17 protein-coding genes and 3 tRNA genes are annotated in these 18,083 nt (G+C 35.2%); 9 read left to right on the top strand and 11 right to left on the bottom strand.

Features of this window, described 5'->3' with window-relative positions; all coding sequences use genetic code 11:
- The first annotated feature begins 237 nt into the window (after nt 1–237).
- A complete protein-coding gene (locus NTU89_00580) occupies nt 238–576 on the top strand; it encodes a hypothetical protein (GenBank protein ID MCX5923041.1) in 339 nt (112 codons plus the stop codon).
- A 1-nt stretch (nt 577) separates the two neighbouring features.
- A complete protein-coding gene (locus NTU89_00575; protein MCX5923040.1) occupies nt 578–1,096 on the top strand; it encodes a hypothetical protein in 519 nt (172 codons plus the stop codon).
- 118 nt (nt 1,097–1,214) lie between these two features.
- Here the strand turns inward: NTU89_00575 and NTU89_00570 are convergent.
- The 6 genes from NTU89_00570 to NTU89_00545 form a co-directional block, all read right to left on the bottom strand.
- Nucleotides 1,215–1,290 (bottom strand) — tRNA-Pro (locus NTU89_00570).
- Nucleotides 1,291–1,383: 93 nt separating this feature from the next.
- Complete coding sequence (locus NTU89_00565) at nt 1,384–1,857, bottom strand: hypothetical protein (protein MCX5923039.1); 474 nt, start codon at nt 1,855–1,857, stop codon at nt 1,384–1,386.
- Nucleotides 1,858–2,010: 153 nt separating this feature from the next.
- Nucleotides 2,011–2,997, bottom strand: a complete 987-nt coding sequence (locus NTU89_00560) for an SPFH/Band 7/PHB domain protein (protein ID MCX5923038.1) — start codon at nt 2,995–2,997, stop codon at nt 2,011–2,013.
- Between the two features lie 44 nt (nt 2,998–3,041).
- Nucleotides 3,042–3,542 carry an NfeD family protein gene (locus NTU89_00555; protein ID MCX5923037.1) on the bottom strand — a complete coding sequence of 167 codons (501 nt, stop codon included), beginning with the start codon at nt 3,540–3,542 and terminating at the stop codon, nt 3,042–3,044.
- A gap of 41 nt (nt 3,543–3,583) precedes the next feature.
- Nucleotides 3,584–3,659, bottom strand: a tRNA-Pro gene (locus tag NTU89_00550).
- Between the two features lie 33 nt (nt 3,660–3,692).
- A tRNA-His gene (locus NTU89_00545) sits at nt 3,693–3,768 on the bottom strand.
- A 157-nt stretch (nt 3,769–3,925) separates the two neighbouring features.
- Between NTU89_00545 and NTU89_00540 the strand changes: the two genes are divergently transcribed.
- Together NTU89_00540 and uvrA are read left to right on the top strand one after the other, a co-directional pair.
- Nucleotides 3,926–4,507, top strand: coding sequence for a hypothetical protein (locus tag NTU89_00540; protein MCX5923036.1), 582 nt, complete (start codon nt 3,926–3,928; stop codon nt 4,505–4,507).
- A gap of 90 nt (nt 4,508–4,597) precedes the next feature.
- A complete protein-coding gene (gene uvrA, locus NTU89_00535) occupies nt 4,598–7,129 on the top strand; it encodes an excinuclease ABC subunit UvrA (GenBank protein MCX5923035.1) in 2,532 nt (843 codons plus the stop codon).
- 75 nt (nt 7,130–7,204) lie between these two features.
- On the opposite strand, the gene NTU89_00530 is transcribed toward uvrA, so the two are convergent.
- Together NTU89_00530 and NTU89_00525 are read right to left on the bottom strand one after the other, a co-directional pair.
- Nucleotides 7,205–7,522, bottom strand: a complete 318-nt coding sequence (locus NTU89_00530; GenBank protein ID MCX5923034.1) for a hypothetical protein — start codon at nt 7,520–7,522, stop codon at nt 7,205–7,207.
- Nucleotides 7,523–7,581: 59 nt separating this feature from the next.
- Nucleotides 7,582–7,962, bottom strand: coding sequence for a hypothetical protein (locus NTU89_00525; GenBank protein MCX5923033.1), 381 nt, complete (start codon nt 7,960–7,962; stop codon nt 7,582–7,584).
- A 221-nt stretch (nt 7,963–8,183) separates the two neighbouring features.
- On the opposite strand from NTU89_00525, the gene mutS reads away from it, so the two are divergent.
- Nucleotides 8,184–10,808: a DNA mismatch repair protein MutS gene (gene mutS / locus NTU89_00520; protein ID MCX5923032.1), complete on the top strand. Its 2,625-nt coding sequence runs from the start codon at nt 8,184–8,186 to the stop codon at nt 10,806–10,808.
- A gap of 111 nt (nt 10,809–10,919) precedes the next feature.
- Complete coding sequence (locus NTU89_00515) at nt 10,920–12,602, top strand: hypothetical protein (protein ID MCX5923031.1); 1,683 nt, start codon at nt 10,920–10,922, stop codon at nt 12,600–12,602.
- A 73-nt stretch (nt 12,603–12,675) separates the two neighbouring features.
- Here NTU89_00515 and NTU89_00510 read toward each other — a convergent pair whose 3' ends face one another.
- Nucleotides 12,676–13,851: a hypothetical protein gene (locus NTU89_00510; protein ID MCX5923030.1), complete on the bottom strand. Its 1,176-nt coding sequence runs from the start codon at nt 13,849–13,851 to the stop codon at nt 12,676–12,678.
- Between the two features lie 178 nt (nt 13,852–14,029).
- Here NTU89_00510 and rplU point away from each other — a divergent pair, with 178 nt between their 5' ends.
- Nucleotides 14,030–14,356, top strand: a complete 327-nt coding sequence (rplU, locus tag NTU89_00505; protein ID MCX5923029.1) for a 50S ribosomal protein L21 — start codon at nt 14,030–14,032, stop codon at nt 14,354–14,356.
- Nucleotides 14,357–14,487: 131 nt separating this feature from the next.
- On the opposite strand, the gene NTU89_00500 is transcribed toward rplU, so the two are convergent.
- On the bottom strand, nt 14,488–15,486 hold the full coding sequence (locus NTU89_00500) for a hypothetical protein (protein ID MCX5923028.1): 999 nt from the start codon (nt 15,484–15,486) through the stop codon (nt 14,488–14,490).
- Between the two features lie 152 nt (nt 15,487–15,638).
- On the opposite strand from NTU89_00500, the gene NTU89_00495 reads away from it, so the two are divergent.
- A complete protein-coding gene (locus NTU89_00495) occupies nt 15,639–16,892 on the top strand; it encodes a hypothetical protein (protein MCX5923027.1) in 1,254 nt (417 codons plus the stop codon).
- Between the two features lie 9 nt (nt 16,893–16,901).
- Here NTU89_00495 and NTU89_00490 read toward each other — a convergent pair whose 3' ends face one another.
- Nucleotides 16,902–17,552: a TrkA family potassium uptake protein gene (locus NTU89_00490; protein MCX5923026.1), complete on the bottom strand. Its 651-nt coding sequence runs from the start codon at nt 17,550–17,552 to the stop codon at nt 16,902–16,904.
- Nucleotides 17,553–17,802: 250 nt separating this feature from the next.
- Here NTU89_00490 and NTU89_00485 point away from each other — a divergent pair.
- On the top strand, nt 17,803–18,083 hold a 281-nt coding region (locus tag NTU89_00485; protein ID MCX5923025.1), incomplete at its 3' end, for a hypothetical protein.

Genomic DNA, 18,083 nt, shown 5'->3' with positions numbered 1-18,083 from the left:
AGTTGTAAAGGTCATAATCAAAGACAAAAGATACAGATTTTTTTGTGCGAATAATTTTTTCATGATGCCTCCATATAATCTGATGAGTACAATAATTGTAAGCCTTTGTTTGTTGTCAGACTATGAAATTGTAAAATATTCTGGTTGAAAATACCAAGAGTTGATAAAAACTGTTGCAAACTGATCGTGTGATATAGAAGTCTGAACAATATAGTTTTTAACAAAGGAGAAATTAGTATGGAAAACACTCAAAAAGTTGTTCAAGCTTCCTATGCACTTTCGATAGTGGTGCTTGGTTATTTTGTCATTGAACAAGTTGCGCGTTACTTTCAATTTGGTAGCACGCAACTTTTTTTATATTTAGGAGTTACTGGTTGTGTTCTTCTTGCCTTGGGCATGTTTAAGTTCAAAAAAGGGTTAGGTTTTGGGTTGGTACTGACAGGGATGTGGTCTTTAATTTCTGGTAGCCTTCCATTTTGGGGAAAGGTGACAGACCTTCTTAGATTTTCGCTTGCTGTTTTAGCATTGTTAATTATTGGATACGCTTTGTATCGTTTGCAAAGACAAGGGAAATAACATGAAAAGAAATATAAATAGTTCATGGCAAGAATGGGTAATTGCAATTGCATTGGTGGTTGTTTTGCCTGCGACAATTTGGCTTGGCTTGCAAGTTGTTTGCCCGAAGGTTGAATATGAAAACTATAGTAGGAGCTATAGTAATTTCTTTAAAGAATATAGAGAAAAAGGAATTCATGACTATGAATCTAAAGAATATAAAAAATTAGATGCAGGATGGAAAAAAACTGATGCGTTTAAAACTCATGAGCGGCAACTATGCATAAATAATTTTGTAAAACTTTTAGTGGGTGGAACATTATCAATTGCTTTGTTATATATTGGCACTGTTTTTTTTATGCCAATTATTTCATCAGCATGCATTATGAGTGCGCTAATCTTACATCAAATGTGTGCATTCTGGGGTTCAACAATTTGCCCGACCGTTTATGGATTAAACATGCATCTTTTATCTATTTTATTTGCACTTGTTGGGTTGCTTGTTATTTTGCGAGCTGCATATCGAGATAGCAAAGATTAATTTGATTTACAAATGAAAAAGGCAGGAGGTAAATCCTGCCTTTTTTTATAACTAATTTTTTTGAATATTGCTTTGGGCATTCAGTAATGGGCGTCCCAGCTGAAGCCTTGGCGAAAGCTGGTCGGGGCGGCGAGACTTGAACTCACAACCCCTCGCTCCCAAAGCGAGTGCGCTACCAATTGCGCTACGCCCCGACACATAAGCAACAATTTACTCTCTTTTTGGATCTTTTCAAGAACAATGTTTTGTATTGCTTGATTTTCAGATGCTTTTAGAGAAGTTTTAGTCTATGATTTTTTTGCATCTTCTATTTTAGATTCAAGATCGTATAAGAAAAATTGATCAGCTCCAAGCCCAATAACTGTTAAATCAGATAAGCTTGAAATGCCATTAATTGCAGACACTGTGTTTTTTAAAGAAGCATCTTTTGCTAAGCTTGCTACGAGGTATTTTGCAGCCCTTGCTGCGAAAAGATTGCGCATAGCCTTCAAGTTTTTGGTTTTTTCGACGGCTATTTCTTTTGAAATTTCTTCAAGACATGATTTATTGTAACTTGAGTCTTTTTTTGCGCTACTGTTTTTTCGATCTAGGCATTTTTCAAGTTTTTCAGAGATGGTATACGAATTCGTATGTAGCTTGTCAGATAATATTGATTGAGTTTCGTAAGCTTCTTTTTTGAGAAATTTTGTGAAATTGCTAGCAGATGTTGGTGCTGAGATCATTGTCACAATAATTGATAAAAATAGAGAATGTTTAAACATTTTGCCCCCTTTGGCGATATTGAAAAAAAGATTTTATATGGGTACTATTTTACTAAAAACCTTTGAAGTGGTCAAAGTTTTTTTAGCTGGTAGCAATAAAAAAGGTATGGCTGCTTTATTGAAAGCAGCCATACCTTTTTTTATTGTTGTATTTTATTTTACTTCTTCAAATATTTTTTTAATTGAAGCAACAGAGTTTGCAAGTCCAGAAGCTTCATAAGGAATAATAATTAATTTATTATCAGAGCCTTTAGTCATTTCTGGCAGAGCTTGAATGTATTTAAGAGCGGTCAAATATTGAACAGGGTCGATATCTGGAATAGCTGCTTTCATAACTTCAAGTGATTTTGCTTCAGCTTCAGCAAATCTAAGTCTAGATAAAGCTTCAGCTTCTGCAGCAATTATTTTTGATTCCGCTTGTCCTTGAGCTTTAAGAATTTGTGATTCTTTTTCGCCTTCAGCATTTAAAATAGCAGAACGTTTTGCACCTTCAGCTTCTAAAATAATTGCTCGACGGTCACGCTCAGCTCGCATCTGTTTTTCCATAGCGATTTGAATATCGCGAGGAGGGTTAACTTCTTGCAGCTCAACACGATTAATTTTAACTCCCCATTTATCTGTAGCTTCATCTAAGATGATGCGAAGTTTTGTGTTGATTTGATCGCGAGAGATAAGCGATTCGTCAAGATCAAGTGAGCCAATAACGTTACGAAGAGTCGTTTGTGTTATTTTTTCAATTGCTTCTGGAAGATTTGACACTTCGTACACAGCAGCTTTCACGTCAGTTATTTGATAATAAAGTAGTGCGTTAATTTCCATCATAACGTTATCTTTTGTAATTACGTTTTGTTTTGGAAATTCATACACAGCTTCTCTTAAATCAATGCGATAGAAGTTTCTAGTAAATGTTTCGTATCGTTTGTTTTGTGAAAAATAAAGAAAAGTCCAAAGGCAATAACGTTTTTGATCCACAAACGGCACAATTAAATGCAGTCCAGGTGTCAAAACTCTGTCAAATTTACCAAGTCTTTCAATGATTACTGTTTCTGCTTGTTGTACCAAGATAGTGCTTTTTAAAAGTAAAATTACCATTAAAAAAAGAGGCACAATAAAAAAAATTCCTACTTCAAATAACAACATAATAAATCCTTTATTGTTAATGATTGTTTTGGGCGATCTGTTTTTTAGTTATGGTCTATTAAGACTATTTGTAGGTGGCAACCTTGAACACCGGTTATGGTTGCAAGCATTCCTACTTTGAGTTGAGGTGATTTTAGATTTTGATGAACTTGTAGCTTTATGGGCCATGTTTCATTGCTTACTTTTCCGTATCCAGACAATTCGCAAAAATCATCGACTGATGTAATTTCAACTGTTTTTCCAATGAGTTGATACATGTTTGATAGGTATGCCTTTGATCCTTTTTGTTTTTGGCTTTTTTTTGCATATCGATGCAGTAAAAAAAGAGCAATTAAGGTTGTCGCAAAAAAGACTATACACTGAGTAGCAATACTTTGAGTTTCAATGTCTAAGCAAATTAATGGAAACCAGTTTGCATAATCATAAAAACTTAATAAAAACAGACAGGCAGATCCTATCGCAAGAGACAGGAAATAAAATAAACCTGGGTTAGAAAGTTCTAGAATTATAAAAGAGACAGTTAGAAGAAACCATACATGTGTCATAGGTTTTCCTTTCGATAGTAGAAAGATGGATTGTCATTAAATGGTCGGGGCGGCGAGACTTGAACTCACAACCCCTCGCTCCCAAAGCGAGTGCGCTACCAATTGCGCTACGCCCCGACATATGACTTTTATCAAAGATTTGAAATTTTTTGGGGTGAGCGATGGGGATTGAACCCATGACCCCCAGAACCACAACCTGGTGCTCTACCAACTGAGCTACGCTCACCACATTAAGTAGTAAGAAGTATACGCGTAATCGCACAAAAAGCTAGAGTGGTTTTACAGAACTTGTTAAAAAGCATATACTTAATAAAAGCCTTAATATAAAGATGTTATCGCTAAAAAGTGTTTATTGTTTGTTCAAATGTTAGAGGGGGCTCTACATGAAAAAGTTTTTATTTCCAGCAGCGTTTTTTGTTATCTGTACGATTGGTTCATCTGTGAGGCCTAGCTTTACGGTGACATCGGGACCGGTTTATTCTAAAAAAAAGGCAGAGATAGATCGCTTGGAACGAGCAGAGTTAATAAGAGTAGAGACTTTGTATCGTTACTTAACAAATTTAGAAGAAGCTGAAACCCGTGAGGACTTATATGCTGATTATGATATATATAGCTTTCAGCGTCTAAAAAATAAGCTATCGAGAAAAGAAACAGAATGTCGAGTAGCTATTAAAGAAAGTGAAAATAGGGACCTTAATTTTTTGAAGATTAAGAGTAGTGCAAATCTTAGAGAGTTATATAGAGAAAAAAGTGCAGCTGAACTAAGAGATGCAGAAAAAACTCAGATGTCTTCAAAAAGAGAAGAAGAAAAGGAATCTTTAAAGGGCTTAAAAAGTCTTGTTTTATATTTTAATGAAAGCGATGATCCAGAAATGATCAAAGCTATGAAAGATTTTAATCGTGCAAACAAAGGACGACCCAGGCCCTTTAGGTTTTTAGGCGACATTGTAACAAAAGCTTTTTAGTTTAGTTGGTATACTATTTTTAGTTATAGCGCGATATCATGAACTTTAGGTGCGTGGTATCGCTTCATTTTTAAAGAAAGGTTGATTTTAATGAATGAAATAAAAGTAGTTGGCGCAAGGGAACATAATCTTAAAAACATTTCGGTTTCTATTCCAAAAAATTCGTTAGTTGTTATTACTGGTCCTTCTGGATCTGGTAAAAGTTCACTAGCCTTAGACATTTTATTTGTTGAAGGTAAGCGTCGTTACATGGAATCACTTTCGTCTTATGCTCGTCAGTTTTTAGGGATAGCAAAAAAACCAGACTTTGATCGAATTGATGGGCTCTGTCCTGCTATTGCCATAGAACAAAAAACAGTGGGTCACAATCCTCGCTCTACGGTTGGAACCATTACAGAAGTTTATGATTATTTAAGGGTTCTTTTTGCAAGAATTGGAGTGCCGCATTGTAGCCTGTGCAGCAAAGAAATTAAAGCTTACAGTGCAAGCCAGGTTGCCCAATATGTTTTGGCCAGCTATGGACAAAAAATTGTGACAATTGTTGCTCCAGTTGTTCAAGAGCGCAAGGGTGAGTTTAAACAAGAACTTGCAGATTTCTTAGCAAAAGGCTTTTACAGATTTGTTATTGATGGTCAGCTGCATAAAATTTCTCATGTTAATGAGATTGAAGCCTTAGGGCTTAAAAAAAGTTATAAGCATTCCATTGACGTCCTACTCGATAGCATAACGATCGATCAAGATGACGATTGTCTATCTCGAGTCAGTGAAGCTGTTCAAAAAAGTTTTGATTTTGCAGATGGTCTTTGCAAAATACAAGTCGACGATGTTTCAACATTGTATTCATCAAAGCGCATGTGTTTAGGCTGCCAGGTTGCATTTCCAGAGCTTGAACCTAGATTCTTTTCTTTTAATTCTCCTGTTGGTGCATGTCAAGTCTGTGATGGTCTTGGTGTAGAGCATGAGCAAGAAAATGATGGATATGAACTTTATATGATGCGGCAGGTAAAAGCTTGTCATCAATGCTTGGGGCAAAGGCTCTCTAGGCAGGCGTTATCAGTTACCATTGGAGGCAAGAATATTTTTGAGGTTGGCGATATGCCAATCGATCAAGCGGTTTTGTTTTTGCAAAACTTACAATTATCTGAATTTGAAGCAGAGATTGCGATAAGTATTTTAAAAGAAACTACACAACGGTTACAGTTTTTGGTTAACGTTGGGCTTTCTTATTTGTCTTTAAATCGAACAGCTCGTACGCTTTCTGGCGGCGAAGGACAGCGCATTCGTTTAGCAAAACAAGTTGGCTGTGCGCTCAGCGGCGTTCTTTATATTTTAGACGAGCCAAGCATTGGCCTTCATCAGCGAGATAATGATCGGTTGATAGAGACTTTAAAATCATTAAAAGATCTTGGCAACTCTGTGATCGTGGTAGAACATGATATTGATACCATAAAAATAGCTGACTATGTTATTGATATGGGTCCTGCGGCAGGTGTGCATGGTGGAATGGTTACAGCTTGCGGAACGCCACAAGATCTTATGAACAACCCAAATTCGCTTACCGGGAAATATTTATCTGGAGAGCTTGAAATTAAGGCTCCAGAAATTAGACGAACGACGGATAAGTTTTTAACCCTAAAACATGCAACTAAAAATAATTTACAGGATGTAACAGTTTCATTTCCCTTGCATGTTTTATGCTCTATTTCAGGGGTTTCTGGTTCTGGAAAAAGTTCTTTGATCTTTGAAGAGCTTGTTCCAACTCTGCAAAAAGAGCTTGATTCATTTCAGAAATGGCAGATTTTTGACAAAACTAAGATTGATGGCCTTGAGCATATTGAAAACATGGTCCAAATTGATCAAAGCCCAATCGGAAGAACATCTCGCTCAAATCCAGCAACGTATATTGGAATTTTTAATGGTATTCGAGAACTCTTTGCTGGGCTGCCAGATAGTAAAATTCGTGGGTATGATGTTGGGCAATTTAGTTTTAACGTAGCAAAAGGGCGATGTTATAAGTGTCATGGAGATGGAATTATTACTGTTTCTATGCATTTCTTGCCTGATGTGATCATGACTTGCAAGGCTTGTCGCGGTAAGCGGTACAGTGTAGAGACTCTACAAATTTTATACAAAGGAAAAAATATTGCAGATGTGCTTGATATGACGGCATTTGAAGCAAAAGAATTTTTTAGTGCACATACTGTTTTAGTTAAAAGATTGCAGCTTCTTTGCGATGTTGGTCTGGATTATTTAAAACTTGGACAGGCGTCAACAACTCTTTCTGGCGGAGAGGCGCAACGAATCAAGCTTGTTAATGAGCTTGCAAAGCGTGGTCAAAATACCTTGTATGTTTTAGATGAGCCCACAACGGGTCTTCACTCGCATGACATTGTAAAATTGCTTGTTGTTTTAAATCGACTTATCGATAAAGGCAACTCAATTATCGTTATCGAGCATAATTTAGACGTGCTAAAAGTTTCAGATTTTATCATTGATCTTGGTCCAGATGGTGGATTTGCTGGTGGTCAGATAGTTGCGCAAGGGACTCCAGAATATGTTGCTCAGGCTGCTAATAGTTATACTGGAAAATATCTTAAAAAGCATATGGCTCAAGCTATTTAGCTTGTTTTAAAAACAATAAAAAACCGACATTCAAAATTGAATTGAATGTCGGTTTTTTATTGTTTAAATTTTTTATTAAAGAGCTGATCCGAAGATATCTCGAGACAAGGGTGAATTCGCCGGATTATACTTAGGTGTTATCAAAATGCGATATTCTGGAAGCTTTTGATTGCACTGAAGCTGACCTTCATAAAAATCGAACCCTTGTAGATCGCTAGAAGCGTGAGCATGCTTTGGTTTCCAAGCAGCCATTTTTGAACTTTTCCATCCAAGGTATGCAGATAATGTTTTTTTAGGAATGTATTCCTTTGCAGATGGGTTTAAACCTTGTGAGCAGATTGCCATAATTGGCAGCAAGCTAAAACACATAGAAATGAGAGGTAGTTTTTTCATAAAAGCCTTAATTTCAGCAGCGATTGATTATATTTAATAAATTAATTTAAAATGATTATTTAATTTTGTCCAGATGTGGTAATTTGATTTTCCTTTTTTAAGGAAGTCGCTTTCCATGCTGTCATTAAATACCACTCTTCTTTTTCAGGATTTTTTTCATGTCCTGGGAATCTTGAACAATAAGAGCTATCTTTAAAGCATCCACCGGTATGATTTCTTTTGACTTCTTTCCACTCAAATCTTTCAAATCCTAGCTCTTTAAATAGTTTTGAATTTTTAAAAGACTCAAAAGCATCATAGAGTTCAGAGTCTTCCACATTGTTAATATGTGCTATCAGCCAATCTTGTAGAGGATTTTGGGCAGAAGAGTCAGATGGTCTAATAAAATGCGAATTAATTACAATTCCGGTAAAAAATAATAAGAAAAGTTGTTTTTTCATGGATAACCCTAAATCAATGACCCTAATAGCTTTTATTAAATATCTTAATGTAAAAAGTATAAACAAACGCCATATTTTTTCAAGAAAAAAGCTTTTGCTGGTAGCATAATTTGATTGTTGAATTCTAAGGGTTTTTTGAAAAAATTGAAAAAAAACAAAGAATTGGTATTGTTATAATATCTTTTTTGGCTGATTTCAATAGGGTTTTTAAAGGAATTTTCTTGCAACAATTTGAGCTATTTGGCAATCAAGACCTATCTGGTCTTACCCCACTAATGAAGCAGTATTTTACGATAAAGGCAGAACATAAAGACACGCTTATTCTTTTTCAGGTTGGTGATTTTTATGAGTTGTTTTTTGATGATGCTAAAAAGGTATCAGAGTTTTTAGGAATAACGCTGACAAAGAGGGGTATGTTTAATGGTCAGCCGATACCTCTTTGTGGATTTCCTATTCATGCAGTCGATCATTATATTACCCGTTTAGTTAAAGGGGGCTTTAAGCTAGCGCTTTGTGATCAGTTGGAAGTCGCAACAGCTGGAAAAATGGTAGCTCGAGGTGTTACAAATGTGCTTACTCCTGGCATGCTCATTTCAGAAAATCTTTTGGATAGCAAATCGAATTCTTATCTTTTTTCTTTTTTCCCAACAAAGGCCGGCTATGGATTACTTTTTTCAGAACTTTTAACATTGCAGCTTCATGCAACAGTTTTGCCCTATGGATCATCTAGGCAACTTGAAGCAGAGCTGTTTCGTTTTTTGCCAGATGAAGTTCTTTTGCTGCAAAATAAATCTATGCATTCATATGAATCTTTTTTTAAGCAACGGGGTTTTTTTACTACTGCTTATGATCTTAATTTCGATAAATCTTTAATTGATCAAGAGACAGCATGGTTGAGCCAGCAGCTTGATGAGCAATCCTTTCGTGAGCTTGAAAAGCAAAACTCACTTTTATATGCAACGATTTTGTGGAAAAAATATGTGCAAAAAAACCAACAAAGAGCGCTTTGTGAGTTTAAATCAATCACCATGTATGAACCAGAATCATTTTTGATGCTTGATGGGGCTACACAAAAAAACTTAGATTTAATTAAAAATAGCTTTGATGGCTCAAGTAGTCATAGTTTGTTTTCTTTGATGGATAAAGCGATTACTCCAATGGGTTCTCGGATGATTAAGAGGTGGATTCTTTCTCCTTTGATGGATAAAAACATTATTTTTCAGCGTCAGAATGTGGTCCAGGAGTTTCTCTCTCAAGCTGTTTTTTTTCAAAAAGTTCAAGATGTCCTTTCAGGTTGTGGCGATATGCAAAGAATTGTTGGTCGGATAGCATTAGATCGAGCAAACCTTCAGGATTATGCAACGCTGGGAGTAATTTTAAGTAATTTGCCAGATTTGCAGCAGCTTTTAAAGTCGAGCAAGACTGATTTTTTAAATGGGTTAGTACAATCCTTGAGCGATTTTTCTGTATTGGAGTCTTTGCTTTTAGCTTCATGCAATGATGATAGGGATGTAGACGGAATCATTAAAAAAGGATTTGATGAGTCTCTCGATCGCGTGAGGGATATGGTTGAAAATGGCAGCAGTAAAGTCTTAGAGCTTGAGCGTCAAGAGATAAAAAAAACTGGTATTAACTCATTAAAAATTCGTCATAGCAGCTTGCAAGGTTATTACATTGAAATTACCAATACTCATTTAGATTCTATTCCAGAAGATTACATAGAGCTGCAAAGTTTAGTTGGTCGTAAGCGATTTACAACTAAGTTTTTGCAGGCGTTACAGTTTGAAATTTTACATGCGCAGCAGCAATTTTCAGGACTTGAAAAAGAAGTTTTTGGACAGGTGAAAGTTCAAGTAAAGGTTTATGTTCATGATCTTCGTATTGCAAGTCAAGCTCTTGCAAACGTTGATGCACTCGTTGGATTTGCAAAAGTTTCTTATGAGCTTGGCTGGGTCAAGCCAGAATTCGGTCAAGACAGAGATATTGTTATAAAAGACGGTAAGCATCCAATTGTAGCTTCAATGCTGTGTGAAAAGTTTATAGCAAATGATACCAACTTGACTGATGATCAATCTTTGTGGATCGTAACAGGGCCAAACATGGGTGGTAAATCTACATATTTACGTCAAGTTGCTTTAATTTGTTTGCTTGCTCAATGTGGTAGTAACGTTCCTGCCAAAAGCGCTCAGCTGGCGATTTTAGATCGAATCTTTACCAGAATTGGAGCTGGGGATTTTCTTGCTCAGGGGAAAAGTACTTTTTTGATAGAAATGGAAGAAACTGCTCAGATTTTACAGTTCGCAACAAAGCATAGTTTGGTGATTTTAGATGAGGTTGGTCGTGGCACGAGCACCTATGATGGGCTCGCTCTTGCACAAGCAATAGTCGAGCATATTTTTAATAAAATTACAGCACGCTGTCTTTTTGCGACGCATTATCATGAGCTTACAGACCTACAAGAGAGTTTACCTGGAATTGTAAGTTATTATGCTGATAGCGTGCGTACAGCAGCAGGAATTCTTTTTTTACATAAAATTGTAGCTGGTAAGGCTGATGGTAGCTTTGGTCTTGAAGTTGCAAAGTTAGCTCGCATTCCAAATGAAGTCATTTTTAGAGCTCAGCAGGTACTATCAGGACTGCATGGAAATAGCTCAAATTTGACCAGGGGCGAAAGTTATAAGCCTGCGACTTCTCATTATGGGTTGCATGAGGCTGAAATCGATCCTGCCTCAAAAATAATCATGGATCGACTTTCAAATATCGATTTTGATAATTTATCACCAAAGCAGGCATTCGACCTTCTTTGGGAGCTTAAGGGGCATACGGCTCAAAAAAGTCAGTTCTAATAACATTAAAAAGTGGTGGCAGCCTTTGCAGACTTTCGAGAAATAGCGTATTTTGAGTATATAAAATGGATTAAAAAGTGCTCAAAATCCTGTGAGTGAAAGGGCTTTCAAATGAAGAAATTACTTAAAAATTTAATACTTTTTGCTGTTATAACGTTTTGTGATTTTGCTCACCATGCAGTTTCGCAGACAAGTCACTTTAATGTTTCTTTTAATCCGGAAGCTTCTTTTAAGCCATTAGATCGATTGAAAGTATCAAGCAACGGGCTAAGAAAAAAAGATAGAAGGATTTCTATGTCTGCAAGCTCAGAGTATTTAAGCATACCTGTTGTTGCAGATAACTCAGAAAAATTACCCAATCATAAGCCGTTATCGCATGTTGACGTTTTACCAGAGAATAAAAAAAGAAATATTGGAGTAACGGTGACAAATTCATCAGAATTTCAAAATAAAAATTATGATAATCATGCTAGTCAGTCGAATTATGAGCAAGGATATAATCAATACTTGCCGTTTCAAAATCAATTGAATCCTCGGCCTAGGTCTTTGGCTACACCAAATGATCAGGCTACGCAAAATTATTTAACTTATTCGGTTGAAAATCAAAAGCCTGAAATGAATGCAAATAATGCTGTAGGCATTGATTATAAAAAAGCATCAAAAAATTATGTAGATGATTATTCATCTCCAATTCAAAATATTAAGCAAGGTATTAAGCCCGTTGATAAAATAGCTACAAATGCTCAGATTGAAGTTGAAAAAGAGTCAGTAAATGAGCAAGTAAGTGAAAGCTCATCTGATTCGCCGGCTGAACCAATTTTACAAGTACCATTACCAATAGCGGAACCAGAAATAAATATTGATCAGTTTATAAATACAAATTTAGAAATTCAAGCGATTCAAGAGCCTGAGATTAATCAAGCGGAAATGCCAATTTTTACAGGAGATCAAAATAAAGTTCCTGATGCGCCTGTTGTGGTAACTCCTGAAAGCGTAGAGGCTCAAGAGATTATGAACATAGATCATATAAAAGAAGATATTTTGCAAATTGCAGAAGTACCAGAAAATATTGAAAAGATAACTCTCTTGGAAAAAGATCAGGCTGTAGAGATTGCAGAAAGTATTGATAAAGTAATGTTGCAGTCAGAAGATCCAATTGTAGAAGTACCAGAAAATATTGAAAAGATAACTCTCTTCGAAAAAGATCAGCCTGTAGAGATTGCAGAAAGTATTGATAAAGTAATATTGCAGTCAGAAGATCCAATTGTAGAAGTACCAACGAAAGTTCAAGCTGTAAATCCAAGGTTAAAAAATATCAAAGCTTTTTATAAGGGCGTAAACCCTGCGATATTTAAGCAGATGCTGCCAAAATTAATTATTAATGATTTGCCAGTGATTGGTATTCCTGAGCAAAAGCCTATGGCCTTGCAACAAGAATCGATTATTAAAAAAATATTAAATAAAGGCGGCGGGCTGTGGGCTGCTTTTGTAGAAAAGATTAAAAATATAAAGTTAGGTGAAATTGAAGATGAATTAAGTTCTGATAGTTTAATTTCTTCTGACTCATTAAGTAACGATTCAGGTGCTCAGTCGCCAAAATCTATGAGCGATGATGATTTAATTGATTCTGCGCTCGATAAGTTTATTAATGATAGAATAGAAGATGGGCCAACGGCCCTGCCATTTGATGATTGCTGTGCAAAAGCTTTGCCATCACCAGCATATGGACCAAGCATTGAAACTTGTATCGAAGCGATTGCTGCAACAGCTACAAGCATTAAATGCTTGCCATAATAAAAGTTAATTTAAGCAATAAAAAACTCCCGAACCGTTCGGGAGTTTTTTATTGCTTAAATTAACGTATTGATTAATTGTTCTCAGATTGTTGATTTAAAAGAGCAAGTGGCGCGCCAGAAGAATGCGTTGCTCCTAAAAAGTTGGTCATTGAACCAACTACAGAGTTGGCCTTTTCTCTATCTGACAATAAGCTTTTATTAGTTTTGTTTCGTTCAAGATAATTAAAGTAATCAGATGGCTTTGATGGTCTTTGTAAAACAAGACCTTCAAGGTTGCTTGATCCAGAAAGCCTAACTCCGTTTAAAGTTACACGAGCATGATCAATTTTGGTTGTCCCGATCTGTTCAACTCGAGATTTAAAATCACTGTCCATGTTTGAGATACCATACTGTTTTAAATCATCACTTGAGAACCATGTGTAGACTGGGCCGATAGCATGAGCACCTGTTTTTTTATAGTTACCCTGTTTTTCTTCTATGATACAAACTAAGGTTTCGCCATTATTTAATTGTACAATTTTACTTTCTGGCCAGTAAAAACCGATACCATTAGAGTCTGATTTTACGGTCAGCTTCTCACCAGATACTGGAATACCAAATAACGTCGTTTTTGCTCTTTTTGCGCCAGACATGCGAGATGATGATGCTTCAAAGTTTGGGGTTGCAATGGTTGCAAAACTTTTTAAAGCCGGATTTGAAATGTTTGGAGGCGTTACCGCTTGGCTGTACTCAATCACTCCAACATAGACTTTTCCATTTTTTAAAGTAGCTGTTCTAGATGCTTGGTCGTAATGTTCAAGGTCGTCACCTTTGTATCTTGCATCTTGAACCAATAAATCTTGGTCGGGCTTAGAATTGTTTGATTCATCTGTGTGTGGGATTCCGTATAAAGTTGTGATTTGTCTAATGCCGCCAGGTCGAATAAAAGAAGTTTTATTGTCATTTTGATTTGGTGTTGGCATTGCTCCAAACAACTTTAACTCTTTATTCATAACATTTGGTGGAGTAACTGATTTATTATATTCAACAACGTTGTGAAAGGTAATGGTAGCTGTTTTAGCTATAGGATCATAAAATCCAACCATTTTTGACAAGTCTGGTTCTTTAATTGAATTGGTAGAAGTTTGAGCATCTTTTTGTGACAATGCTAGCTTAAACGGCAGTGGGCGCCCATTATCGCTTAGATACATTTTTTTGGTAACACTAATTACTAGAAGTCCCAAGATTAGATATTTGGTAATTCTCATGAAATAAACCCTCCCTTTTTTTAGTTATATAAAGCCCTTTTATAGAATTGTAGCAATATTCTTTTTCGGTTTACAAGAGTTTTTGTAATAAGTTAAAAAATCGATTCTTTACAGGGTTGATAAAGTGTGTTAAAATTATGTTTATTAAATGAAATCACGCGATCAAAAGGTTATGTTCATGGAACGACAAGACTCATTCACTAAATATGCAATCTTTCAGATTGGCACTAAGCAGTATCAGGGCATCGAAGGCAAAACAGTTTCGATTGAAAAAATCGATGGTGAAGCTGGAGCTTTGGTAGAATTCAAAGAAGTTCTTCTCAAAAAAGATAATGATACAGTTGAAATTGGGCAGCCTTTTGTAGGTACTAGCTTAAAAGCAACGATTGTTAAGCACATGAAGGGTCCTAAAATCATCATTTTCCGATTTAAACGTCGTAAAAAAAGCCGGGTGAAAAAAGGGCATCGTCAACCGCAAACAATTATTCGTGTCGAATCTTTCTAGAAATTAGTAGTTTTGAGACAAAAATTCATAAAAAAAGGTGAGCTTAAAAAGCCCGCCTTTTTTTATGTTTTAATGAGATAACAAAAAACCCTATTCTTAAAGAGTAGGGTTTTTTGTTAAGTTTTTTTAATTTATGCAAAAATGGTAATAATGCTACCAATTGCAATAATGCTCATACCAATGACTTCAAATTTATTCCAGTGTTGGCGGTATAAAATAGCTCCACCAATCATGGTAAGTGGTAGATAAAGCTGCACGATCCCAGATATAATGTTTTTATTTTCAATCATGTCAAAAACGCTGTAGTAGCAATAAACATAGCCAATATGTAAAAAAGCTAATGTTAAAACTAGTCTTTTGTGGTCTGAAACAAAAGCTCCAAGGTTTATATGCTTTCTTGAGGTATGCCAGATCCAGGATAGTAATAAAATAATATTAAAGCACTGTACGCCAACGTTCATATAAAGAGGAATTACTGTTGCAAAAGGTATTCCATGGGTATGACGAGTTAATAATTTTAATATTTCTCTTGTCGTTGGATCGTAATGTGCAGTGCACAGATAAGTGATAAGTTCAGGTATTGCAATCAAAGATGCATTTAAAATCGACCAAGAAACCAGACTTTTATCATATTCTTTCAAAGATTTTATCGGGTGTTTCATTGATAGCCTGGTTAGTCCAGAAATAAGAGCGCCTATGACAATTGTCATCATGCCTATTGCTGAAACAAGTGTCATTTTATCGCCTAAAAAATGATATCCAAGCGTTGAAATAATAATGCTCATTTGGCTTAAGGCGACAATCTTTGAAACATTGTGACGTTGAGCTAGATAATCAAATAAAATATAGCTTCCAATCAAACAAGCAGAAGACGTTAGATATAGTGGGAAGTTTGTATAGGTAAAATCAAATATAATAGTTTTTAATGGATTTGAATCAAACTTAATGAATACATCTTCAAAAATAAAAAGTGAGCTAATTGCCGAGTAGGTCAAAAGATGTATCCAAAAATAGACTCGTAAAACATGTTTTGAAACTTGGTTTAATAGTAAAAAATACCAAGTTAAAAGTATCATCGCATTGCCGATGAGTATTTTCGCTATCAAATCTGAAGTTAAAAATTCCAACATAAAGTACCTTTTTTATGCATTTGGACAACAAATCTATACTGTTATTTATAAATCGTTTTTATAAAAAGTGAAGAACTATTGATTTTTAAAGATTAAATTAAGTATCTTATTAAGGTATGTAGGGGTTAGTTTTAAAAAAGGTAAGGGAACTTATGAAATTTTCTATAAAAAATCTTTTAGTTTTAGCGTTATTTTTTGTTTCTTCTGTTTGTAATGCTCAGGCATATGAGGAACAGCCGCATCAAATTTCTCCAGAAGAGATTCAAGAATTAAAGTCTCATGTGAAATATGATGATTTAAGTGATCCAGAACAAAAAAACGTTGATCAAAACATAGAAACACTGCAGTTAATTATTAATAGATCTTGGGTGCTAGAAAAACATATACAAGAATTAGATAAAGAAATTGTAGTTAGTCTAAATAGTCAAATTAGAGAGACGTCAGATCTTACGGAAAAGTCTCAGCTTAAACAATCTTTAGATAAATTTAATTCTGGCAATCATTATTTAGACGCGCGTGAGTTTTTACACTTAAAAGCATCTGTTCAGATAGAAGAATATGATTATTATAAAAAGCAGCATGATAAATTGTTTGATATGATTAGTAAGGCTGGAACTGATTCAGAAACAATGAAAGATGCTGATTGCTTTGCAAATTGGCCAGAATTAACCATCCCGTTTGATTTGAAAGATCAATTTCATTATTCACATAGCGCTTTTAATGATTATGATATTGAAAATTATTTAAATGCAGGTAAAGAATCTAATTTTGAAAAGACTGATTCTGATACAGAAAGTAATGATGAAGAGGTCTTGCCTGAGCCAAATCGACCAACAATACCTAAATTAAATTTTTCTAAATTATCAGAAGATGTTGTAACTCCAAGATCTGAGTCTACAAGCTCAAGAGAAGTTTCTAGTGATGGGCTAACACCTGAGCAACAGGGAGCTGTAAAGTTTTGGGGGTCAAAGTTTAGCCAAGCATCATCGAGACGATCAAATACTATAATTTCTAGCGAAAGTTCAAAGACTAACAGAGATACACTTTATAAGCCAGAGACTCAACTGGTAAAATTATCTTCAAATAATATTTTATTTGGACAAACTCCACGAGTTGTAAAATCATCTCCTGTTGAGAATAAACAGTTTAGAAATGTGGCTGTTCAGACAGGTGAAAGCGCTCAGTCAATTCCGTTTACTGCCAGGTTGAAAAGTGCAGTAAATAGTTTGGGAAGCCAGACTGCAAGAGGTGCAAGGTCTGTTTTAGATACTGCGCGCGAAACAACAGAATCATTATATGAAAAAAGCCGTAAAGCATTCATTGGTGAGCAAGCTTTTAATAGAGAAAAGCTTTTAAGGCCAAAAAGATTAGAGGATTCTGATGATGATGAGCATTTGGTTAGATAGTTTAAATGGTTATTTTGATTTATCTCTATCAAAGGCGGCGATGTCTTCATTTTTTCCTGAGACTATAAGTTCATCATAGTCAAGCAATGTGTAATTTTCATTGATAGAAATGAATTCTTTATCTCTTTTTACGGCAATGCAGTTAACTTTATAATTATTGTAAAGATCAAACTCTTTAACTGTTTTGCTTACAAAGTCTTCAGGCACTTGAATAAGTCCGATTGAAAAAGTTTTGCTAAGTCTTGCTAGGTTTTTAAATGGAGAGCTTAAAGTGTCTGCTAGATTGATAGCAGCTTCTTGCTCTGGTCTGATAACATCGTCAACTTTTAAAAGATTTAGTATTTCTTTTTGTGTTTGGGATGTTGCGCGAGCTATAACTTTTACATGTTTAAAGCGTTTTTTGATAATTGCTGCAATTAAAATTGCTTGTGCTACGTTTTCACCAATTGCAATAATTGCAACGTCGATTTCTTCAATTCCGATAGCTTCAAGAGACGCTGCATCGGTAATCTCTGTGCAAATTGCTTGTGTAACATAATTTTGAACAGCTGCTATTTCATGTTCGTTGGTATCGATAGCTAAAACTTCTGCTTGGTGTTCAGCTAGGCTTTTTGCTAATTGTTGACCAAATCTTCCTAGTCCAATAATACAAAATTTCATAATAAAAAATCCTCAATATCGTCGTCCTCGGGCTTGAACCCGGGGATCCAGCAATTAAATGGCTTCTAAATCAGTTCAGTGGTGAAAATTACTGTATCAGAAAAATAGAATTTAGTGAAACATATGAGTTTAACTTTATTTGTTTGTGCTTACAGGTCAAGAGAAAAGACAATAATGTATAAAAATATTGTCTTTTGCCTTGTTGGCATATTAATTTGTAGAAAAAATTGGTTAATATAAAGGATTCTCTATGCATGCAAACCATAAGATTTTAGTTTTTATTGGCTTATTGATAATTCCTTTAATTTCTAGATCGGAACTTTTAATAGTAAAAAGGGAGCATAATTTATTTAAGTCTTTAAGCGAGAAAGAGCGTTTGAAATATGGAGAGGGTATTGCACAGATATTTTTAAAATATCAATGGCCGACTTGCATAGCATCACAGCTTACAAAAGAAGAGCAAGATGAGCTTTTAACATCTGGAGTTCCACAAGCAGAAGAAATCTTTATACAGAAAAAAATTAAAGAGTT

Source organism: Candidatus Dependentiae bacterium (genome assembly GCA_026389065.1).
GTDB lineage: Bacteria > Babelota > Babeliae > Babelales > Chromulinivoraceae > JACPFN01.
The sequence above is the reverse complement of the archived record's forward strand: the minus strand, read 5'-3'. Positions and strand labels throughout refer to the sequence as shown.